Source organism: Pseudomonas sp. UME65 (assembly GCF_014170225.1).
In the GTDB taxonomy this organism is placed as follows: domain Bacteria; phylum Pseudomonadota; class Gammaproteobacteria; order Pseudomonadales; family Pseudomonadaceae; genus Aquipseudomonas; species Aquipseudomonas protegens.
The window spans coordinates 83,369-90,924 of the sequence record NZ_LZZQ01000003.1; the positions used below are offsets into that span (position 1 = coordinate 83,369).

Below are 7,556 nucleotides of genomic sequence, written 5' to 3' on the forward strand. Positions count from 1 at the left end.
GGTCACCTGCTTATTCGGCTCCTCCCGACGGGAGCAGCCAGAAAATCGTGCAAACCCTTTGGTTTGCGCCACCGCACAGGGTGGGCTACAGCACGTTACTGGCACCGACCCAGTCGGTCGCCAATAACGGAAAAAGGCCGGTGGCAAGAGCCACCAGCCATCAGCCGTTCGCTTAACGCTTGGGCTGGAGACACAAAGTCGATGCTTACTTGAGCTCGACTTTAGCGCCTGCTTCTTCCAGAGCTGCTTTGGCTTTGTCAGCTGCTTCTTTAGCAACAGCTTCCAGAACCATGGCAGGAGCGCCGTCAACTACAGCCTTGGCTTCTTTCAGGCCCAGACCGGTCAGTTCACGTACAGCCTTGATCACGTTAACTTTCTTCTCGCCAGCTTCGGTCAGCATGACGTTGAATTCAGTTTGCTCTTCAACAACAGCGGCAGCAGCAGCTGGGCCAGCAGCGGCAACAGCAGCGGTAACGCCGAAGGTTTCTTCCATTGCTTTGATCAGCTCAACAACTTCCAGAACGGTTTTCTGGCCGATTGCTTCGATGATTTGCTCGTTAGTCAGAGACATGACTATAAATTCCTGTATTGGGGTGACAGCCTACGCAGCCATCAAATTAAACATATGATTTTGAAAGGGCTTGCAGTGCCTTAGGCAGCAGCAGCTTCTTTCTGGTCGCGAATAGCCGCCAGAGTACGAGCCAGCTTGCTGGTAGCGCCTTGAATCACGCTCATCAGCTTCGCAATAGCTTCGTCGCGAGTTGGCAGCGAAGCCAACACGTCGATCTCGTTTGCTGCGAGGTACTTGCCCTCGAACGCAGCTGCCTTGATCTCGAACTTTTCCTGACCCTTTGCGAACTCTTTGAAAATACGAGCGGCAGCGCCCGGATGTTCCTTGGAGAATGCAATCAGGGTAGGGCCGACGAACGCGTCGTTGAGCACGTCATATTGAGTGCCTTCAACAGCGCGCTTGAGCAGGGTGTTACGTACGACACGTACATAAACACCAGCTTCGCGGGCCTCTTTACGGAGTCCGGTCATAGCGCCTACTGTCACACCACGGGCATCAGCCACGACAGCGGACAGAGCGGCTTTGGCAGCCTCGTTGACTTCAGCGACGATGGCCTTCTTGTCTTCGAGTTTAATTGCCACGGGTTTAACTCCTGCTTGTTACCGTTTCATCCAACCGGAGCTGGATGTCGTTTTGGTGTCTGATTCGGTAAGGAACCGGGAGCACCATCTGCGTAGGCTTGAGGTTTAAGACTTGCGTCGCCTACGGTCTTGGATAGCCCCCGCCAGGCAGGGACCCCAATTTTTCAGCGCGCGCAATTACTTGCACGCGCTTGTGTCTTATACGTCCAGCGAACCCTGGTCGATGACCAGACCTGGGCCCATAGTGGTGCTCAGGGTAACGCGCTTGACGTAGATGCCTTTCGAAGAAGCTGGCTTGATACGCTTCAGGTCAGCGATCAGGGCTTCAACGTTTTCCTTCAGCTTGACGGCGTCGAAGCCGACCTTGCCAACGGAAGTGTGGATGATGCCGTTTTTGTCGGTGCGATAGCGAACCTGACCAGCCTTGGCGTTCTTAACTGCCGAAGCTACGTCTGGAGTAACGGTACCGACTTTCGGGTTAGGCATCAGGCCGCGAGGACCCAGAACCTGACCCAGCTGACCCACAACGCGCATTGCATCCGGGGAAGCAATAACCACGTCATAGTTCAGGTCGCCGCCTTTCATTTCGGCAGCCAGATCGTCCATACCTACGCGGTCTGCACCGGCAGCCAGAGCAGCTTCAGCTGCTGGCCCCTGGGTGAACACAGCTACACGTACAGTCTTGCCAGTGCCGTGTGGCAGCACAGTAGCGCTACGAACAACCTGGTCAGATTTACGTGGGTCTACGCCCAGGTTCACAGCAACGTCTACGGACTCGCTGAACTTAACGGTCGACAGCTCGGTCAGGAGAGCGGCGGCTTCTACGAAGTTGTAGGCCTTGCCTGCTTCAATCTTGCCGGCGATAGCCTTTTGGCGCTTGGTCAGCTTAGCCATTACACACCCTCCACGTTAAGGCCCATGCTACGAGCAGAACCGGCGATAGTACGCACGGCTGCATCCATATCAGCTGCAGTCAGATCCGCGTTTTTGGTTTTCGCGATTTCTTCCAGCTGAGCACGGGTAACAGTGCCAACCTTAACGGTGTTTGGACGAGCGGAACCGCTGGTCAGGCCAGCAGCTTTCTTCAGCAGAACCGAAGCAGGGGTGCTCTTAGTTTCGAAAGTGAAGCTGCGGTCACTGTAAACAGTGATGATCACAGGAGTCGGCAGGCCTGGCTCAAGACCCTGAGTACGGGCGTTGAAAGCTTTGCAGAACTCCATGATGTTCACGCCGTGCTGACCCAGAGCTGGACCAACGGGTGGACTTGGGTTGGCCTGAGCGGCCTTAACTTGCAGCTTGATGTAAGCAGTAATCTTCTTAGCCATGAGGCACTCCAATTACGGGTTCAGACGCCTAGATAGGCTCCCCGGTTACTTGCGCGTTTATCCCAGTGACGACAAAACCCCACAGCCTAAGGCTGCGGGGTATGGGATTCTCGTTCAGCTATGCCTTCTCGACCTGACTGAACTCTAGCTCTACCGGAGTAGAGCGACCGAAAATGAGCACTGCCACCTGAATGCGGCTCTTTTCGTAGTTAACTTCTTCAACCGTACCGTTAAAGTCAGCGAATGGGCCGTCAGTAACACGGACCACCTCACCCGGCTCAAACAGGGTCTTAGGCTTGGGCTTGTCGCTACCATCAGCAACGCGACGCAGAATCGCTTCCGCTTCTTTGTCAGTGATAGGAGCCGGCTTATCGGCAGTACCACCAATAAAGCCCATGACACGAGGAGTATCCTTGACCAAGTGCCAAGTACCCTCGTTCATATCCATCTGTACCAGCACATAGCCTGGAAAGAATTTACGCTCGCTTTTGCGCTTCTGGCCATTGCGCATCTCAACCACTTCTTCAGTGGGGACCAGAATCTCGCCGAAGCCATCTTCCATGCCAGCCAGCTTCACACGCTCGATCAACGAACGCATTACATGCTTCTCGTAACCCGAGTAAGCATGCACAACGTACCAACGCTTAGCCACGGGACACCCTTAGCCAACAATCAAGGAAACAAGCCAGCCGAGCAGGGAATCTAGCCCCCACAACAGCAACGCCATGACCAGAACCACAGCCACAACAATCAATGTGGTCTGCGTGGTCTCTTGGCGAGTTGGCCATACGACTTTACGAATCTCAGTGCGCGCCTCCTTAACCAGGACAAAGAACGACTTACCCTTGGCAGTCTGCAAACCAACGAAGGCAGCAACTGCAGCAATGACAAGTAGCGCCAAGACGCGGTACAGGATCGGCGAAGCAGAGTAGTACTGATTGCCAACAACACCAACAATCACCAAGGCAACAACAACCAGCCACTTGAGCAGATCGAAGCGAGAGCCTTGAGCTTCAGCCTTAGGAGTCATCTATGAAGATCCTGTGAAAAGAAAGCCAGACACATTGAGTGAATCTGGCAGGTCAGGAGGGAATCGAACCCCCAACCTACGGTTTTGGAGACCGTCGCTCTGCCAATTGAGCTACTGACCTAAAAACAAAATCAGGCCGACCATTATGTCGGCCCGATGGAGATATATCAAGAACTTATTCGATGACTTTGGCTACGACGCCAGCGCCGACGGTACGACCGCCTTCACGGATAGCGAAACGCAGACCATCTTCCATCGCGATGGTTTTGATCAGAGTGACAGTCATCTGGATGTTGTCACCTGGCATTACCATTTCAACGCCTTCTGGCAGCTCGCAGTTACCAGTCACGTCAGTAGTACGGAAGTAGAACTGTGGACGGTAGCCTTTGAAGAACGGAGTATGACGACCGCCTTCTTCCTTGCTCAGAACGTAAACTTCAGCGGTGAACTTGGTGTGCGGCTTAACGGTGCCTGGCTTAACCAGAACCTGGCCACGCTCAACGTCATCACGCTTGGTACCACGCAGCAGAACGCCGCAGTTCTCGCCAGCACGACCTTCGTCGAGCAGCTTGCGGAACATTTCAACGCCGGTGCAGGTAGTTTTCTGAGTGTCGCGCAGACCAACGATCTCAACTTCTTCCTGGATGCGAACGATACCACGCTCAACACGACCAGTTACCACGGTGCCACGGCCGGAGATCGAGAATACGTCTTCGATTGGCATCAGGAACGGCTTGTCGATTGCACGCTCTGGCTCTGGGATGTAGGTATCCAGAGTTTCTACCAGACGCTTAACAGCGGTGGTACCCATTTCGTTGTCGTCTTGGCCGTTCAGAGCCATCAGAGCCGAACCGATGATGATCGGAGTGTCGTCACCTGGGAAGTCGTAAGTGCTCAGCAGATCGCGCACTTCCATCTCAACCAGTTCCAGCAGCTCAGCGTCGTCAACCATGTCAGCCTTGTTCAGGAAGACAACGATGTACGGAACGCCTACCTGACGGGACAGCAGGATGTGCTCACGAGTTTGTGGCATCGGACCATCGGCAGCCGAGCAAACCAGGATCGCGCCGTCCATCTGGGCAGCACCAGTGATCATGTTTTTGACGTAGTCGGCGTGACCTGGGCAGTCAACGTGCGCGTAGTGACGAATGTTCGAGTCGTACTCTACGTGCGCAGTGTTGATGGTGATACCACGAGCTTTTTCTTCTGGGGCGCTGTCGATCTTGTCGAAGTCAACACGAGCCGAACCGAAAACTTCGGAGCAAACGCGAGTCAGAGCAGCGGTCAAAGTGGTTTTACCGTGGTCAACGTGACCGATAGTACCCACGTTAACGTGCGGCTTATTACGTTCGAACTTTTCCTTAGCCATCGAAATCACCCCTAGGAGAAGAATTGAGCAAGTCACCCAAGCCATTAAAACAAAGGCAGATATTTTCATATCTGCCTTGTTATATGGAGCTCTTGAGCGGATTTGAACCGCTGACCTCACCCTTACCAAGGGTGTGCTCTACCAACTGAGCTACAAGAGCGTAACACTTTGCAAAACCTGCAAACTTGGAGCGGGTAGCGGGAATCGAACCCGCATCATCAGCTTGGAAGGCTGAGGTTCTACCACTAAACTATACCCGCGGAGCCTGCAGCTCTCGCTAAATCTGGTGGAGGGGGAAGGATTCGAACCTTCGAAGTCGTAGACGTCAGATTTACAGTCTGATCCCTTTGGCCGCTCGGGAACCCCTCCTAAGCGAGGCGACATTCTATACCATGCCACCCTTCTGTCAAGCATTTTCTCAATAAAATCTTGAGGTTAGCTGCGTTGACCTCGCTTCGCGACGCTGACTTCGTGAAGTCTTCGCTGCGGAGCGGGCGCCATTCTATGCAACCTATTCGACAGTTGCAACCCCCTCGCAAGGCATTATTTTATGTTTTAACTCATTGAATTCTTTAGCAAGGTTCTGCAGTTGCATATCATCCAGCAAATGCTTGCTCTCGGGAGTCACACGAAGCCAAAAACCAGAAGAACCAGGAACACTCAAGGACTGCAGCCTGACATCAGCCCCCAGCCCTACCAGCCGCTGCTCCAACATCTGAGCCGTATCACGACGAGCAAAGCCCCCCAGATAAAGACAGCTTGCATCAACCTCCCCTGACTTACCCTTATCCCGCCGCTCGACCGAATCAGAAGACTCACTCAACAAACGGATATCTTGCTGAGTACCTCGATAGAGCGAGAGAGGCATGACCTCTTTCGCACGAAGCGGCGCTTCCTGCTGATGCCAGATGTAATAAAAGCAATTGAGGACCAATAACAACAGAAACAACCAGCGCATAAAAACCTCAAGACAGAGGACAAGGCTTAAACAACTCGAAAAGATGGATCACGTACAAGCTGATCTTGCGGAACCGATGCAACACTCAAAGTCCCACCCCACACAAGGAATCAGCCCCTACCTCCTAGCCGTAGATCGCGCAAGCGCACATTGATGGCCGAACTCATGAGCCATCACGCAACCTTAGACTGAGCTCCCCGCCGCTATACGTTTTCTCCTCCCCCTCAACGCTCAACCGCAAAGCTCCTTGGCGATCAATACCCAACACAACACCATCGATCTTATTTACGCCCGCGATCAGAGACACAGCACGCCCCTGCCAGAGGTGACCTTGCTCCCACTCGCCCTGGATCGCGGAGAAGCCATTCAGCCGATGACGCTCCAGATAAGACACAAGAACCTCATTCAATCGAGCAACAAGCTGATTGCGATCAATAACCTTGCCAGACTCCAACCTAACCGAAGTCCACTCCTGATCGATCTCTTCAGCGCTTTGCATATTCACATTGATCCCAATGCCCAGGACCACATGACACACATCCGCAGGATCACCCACCAACTCCAAAAGTATCCCCGCGACCTTCTTCTGACCAACCAAAACATCATTTGGCCACTTCAAACCCGCACCAGGAATTCCATACTCACGAAGGGTATGCATGACTGCCAACCCAACGACCAGGCTAAGCCCTTCCAATTGCCGGAGACCTCCGTCCATACGCAAGACGAGGCTGTAATAGATATTTTCGGCAAAAGGGCTTACCCACTTACGACCACGACGGCCTCGCCCCACCGTCTGGCGCTCAGCTAGCACAAGAAAAGGAGCCACACTCCCTTCTTCAATGGATCGCAGCGCCTGTGCATTCGTGGAGTCGATAGAGTCGAGAATTCGGATATCCCAGGAGCCACTGGAAATAGAGGAGCGGCCTATCTCAGCACTGCTCAGCAATGTGATTGGAGTGGCCAGCTGGTAACCGCGGCCTCGCACCTTATGAATGACAAGCCCCAACTCCGCCTCAAGAAGCTGTAACTGCTTCCATATAGCACTACGGCTAACACCCAGCGCCTGACCGAGCGCCTGACCCGAGTGAAATCGCCCATCTTTCAGAAGCTCTAACAACGTCGACATGCAGTTTCCGCCTCACCATGAGGCAGGCATGATAGCCATGCCCAGCGCTATTGCATAGAAACCCCCACCTGACGAGCAAGTCGATCGAGACAGCAAAAAATCAAACCCATTTTTTGCGCGCAAAAACAAAACCCCAACTGCATGTGCAGTTGGGGTTTCGGAATTTAATCTTGACGATGACCTACTCTCACATGGGGAAACCCCACACTACCATCGGCGATGCATCGTTTCACTTCTGAGTTCGGGATGGGATCAGGTGGTTCCAACGCTCTATGGTCGTCAAGAAATTCGGTAGCCAGTCCGTTGCTTGTGCAACGTGCCAGCGAATGGGTATGTAATAGCTTTGTGTGTTCGCAAACTTTCGGTTTGTATCGTCTTCACACACCGCAACTCGCTTCTTAAGCAAATTGCTTGGGTGTTATATGGTCAAGCCTCACGGGCAATTAGTATTGGTTAGCTCAACGCCTCACAGCGCTTACACACCCAACCTATCAACGTCGTAGTCTTCGACGGCCCTTTAGGGAACTCAAGGTTCCAGTGAGATCTCATCTTGAGGCAAGTTTCCCGCTTAGATGCTTTCAGCGGTTATCTTTTCC

General features: G+C 53.2%; 9 protein-coding genes, 4 tRNA genes and 2 rRNA genes. All 15 read right to left on the reverse strand.

Annotated elements, in window-relative coordinates:
• Window positions 1-205: 205 nt before the first annotated feature.
• Complete coding sequence (gene rplL / locus A9971_RS00940; protein WP_011063780.1) at window positions 206-571, reverse strand: 50S ribosomal protein L7/L12; 366 nt, start codon at window positions 569-571, stop codon at window positions 206-208.
• 80 nt (window positions 572-651) lie between these two features.
• Window positions 652-1,152, reverse strand: coding sequence for a 50S ribosomal protein L10 (gene rplJ / locus A9971_RS00945; protein WP_011063781.1), 501 nt, complete (start codon window positions 1,150-1,152; stop codon window positions 652-654).
• 198 nt (window positions 1,153-1,350) lie between these two features.
• Window positions 1,351-2,046: a 50S ribosomal protein L1 gene (gene rplA, locus A9971_RS00950; RefSeq protein ID WP_011063782.1), complete on the reverse strand. Its 696-nt coding sequence runs from the start codon at window positions 2,044-2,046 to the stop codon at window positions 1,351-1,353.
• Window positions 2,046-2,477, reverse strand: coding sequence for a 50S ribosomal protein L11 (gene rplK, locus A9971_RS00955; protein WP_003176435.1), 432 nt, complete (start codon window positions 2,475-2,477; stop codon window positions 2,046-2,048). The genes rplA and rplK overlap by 1 nt, the downstream gene beginning before the upstream one ends.
• Window positions 2,478-2,595: 118 nt before the next feature.
• Complete coding sequence (gene nusG, locus A9971_RS00960) at window positions 2,596-3,129, reverse strand: transcription termination/antitermination protein NusG (protein WP_002555501.1); 534 nt, start codon at window positions 3,127-3,129, stop codon at window positions 2,596-2,598.
• A 9-nt stretch (window positions 3,130-3,138) separates the two neighbouring features.
• Complete coding sequence (secE, locus tag A9971_RS00965; RefSeq protein WP_011063783.1) at window positions 3,139-3,507, reverse strand: preprotein translocase subunit SecE; 369 nt, start codon at window positions 3,505-3,507, stop codon at window positions 3,139-3,141.
• A 45-nt stretch (window positions 3,508-3,552) separates the two neighbouring features.
• Window positions 3,553-3,628, reverse strand: a tRNA-Trp gene (locus A9971_RS00970).
• A gap of 54 nt (window positions 3,629-3,682) precedes the next feature.
• Window positions 3,683-4,876 carry an elongation factor Tu gene (gene tuf, locus A9971_RS00975; RefSeq protein WP_011063776.1) on the reverse strand — a complete coding sequence of 398 codons (1,194 nt, stop codon included), beginning with the start codon at window positions 4,874-4,876 and terminating at the stop codon, window positions 3,683-3,685.
• 84 nt (window positions 4,877-4,960) lie between these two features.
• Window positions 4,961-5,036 (reverse strand) — tRNA-Thr (locus tag A9971_RS00980).
• Window positions 5,037-5,062: 26 nt separating this feature from the next.
• Window positions 5,063-5,136, reverse strand: a tRNA-Gly gene (locus A9971_RS00985).
• Between the two features lie 24 nt (window positions 5,137-5,160).
• Window positions 5,161-5,245 (reverse strand) — tRNA-Tyr (locus A9971_RS00990).
• 142 nt (window positions 5,246-5,387) lie between these two features.
• Complete coding sequence (locus tag A9971_RS00995; RefSeq protein WP_161467487.1) at window positions 5,388-5,834, reverse strand: hypothetical protein; 447 nt, start codon at window positions 5,832-5,834, stop codon at window positions 5,388-5,390.
• 163 nt (window positions 5,835-5,997) lie between these two features.
• Window positions 5,998-6,960, reverse strand: a complete 963-nt coding sequence (gene birA, locus A9971_RS01000) for a bifunctional biotin--[acetyl-CoA-carboxylase] ligase/biotin operon repressor BirA (protein ID WP_053160208.1) — start codon at window positions 6,958-6,960, stop codon at window positions 5,998-6,000.
• Between the two features lie 168 nt (window positions 6,961-7,128).
• Window positions 7,129-7,244: ribosomal RNA gene (gene rrf / locus A9971_RS01005) — 5S ribosomal RNA — on the reverse strand.
• A gap of 138 nt (window positions 7,245-7,382) precedes the next feature.
• Window positions 7,383-7,556: ribosomal RNA gene (locus A9971_RS01010) — 23S ribosomal RNA — on the reverse strand; the annotation flags it as partial.

Bases quoted from the DNA above. Each gene is read 5' to 3' on its own strand.
- rplL (WP_011063780.1), bottom strand. From the start codon at position 571: ATGTCTCTGACTAACGAGCAAATCATCGAAGCAATCGGCCAGAAAACC.
- rplA (WP_011063782.1), bottom strand. From the start codon at position 2,046: ATGGCTAAGCTGACCAAGCGCCAAAAGGCTATCGCCGGCAAGATTGAA.
- rplK (WP_003176435.1), bottom strand. From the start codon at position 2,477: ATGGCTAAGAAGATTACTGCTTACATCAAGCTGCAAGTTAAGGCCGCT.
- secE (WP_011063783.1), bottom strand. From the start codon at position 3,507: ATGACTCCTAAGGCTGAAGCTCAAGGCTCTCGCTTCGATCTGCTCAAG.
- tuf (WP_011063776.1), bottom strand. From the start codon at position 4,876: ATGGCTAAGGAAAAGTTCGAACGTAATAAGCCGCACGTTAACGTGGGT.
- A9971_RS00995 (WP_161467487.1), bottom strand. From the start codon at position 5,834: ATGCGCTGGTTGTTTCTGTTGTTATTGGTCCTCAATTGCTTTTATTAC.
- birA (WP_053160208.1), bottom strand. From the start codon at position 6,960: ATGTCGACGTTGTTAGAGCTTCTGAAAGATGGGCGATTTCACTCGGGT.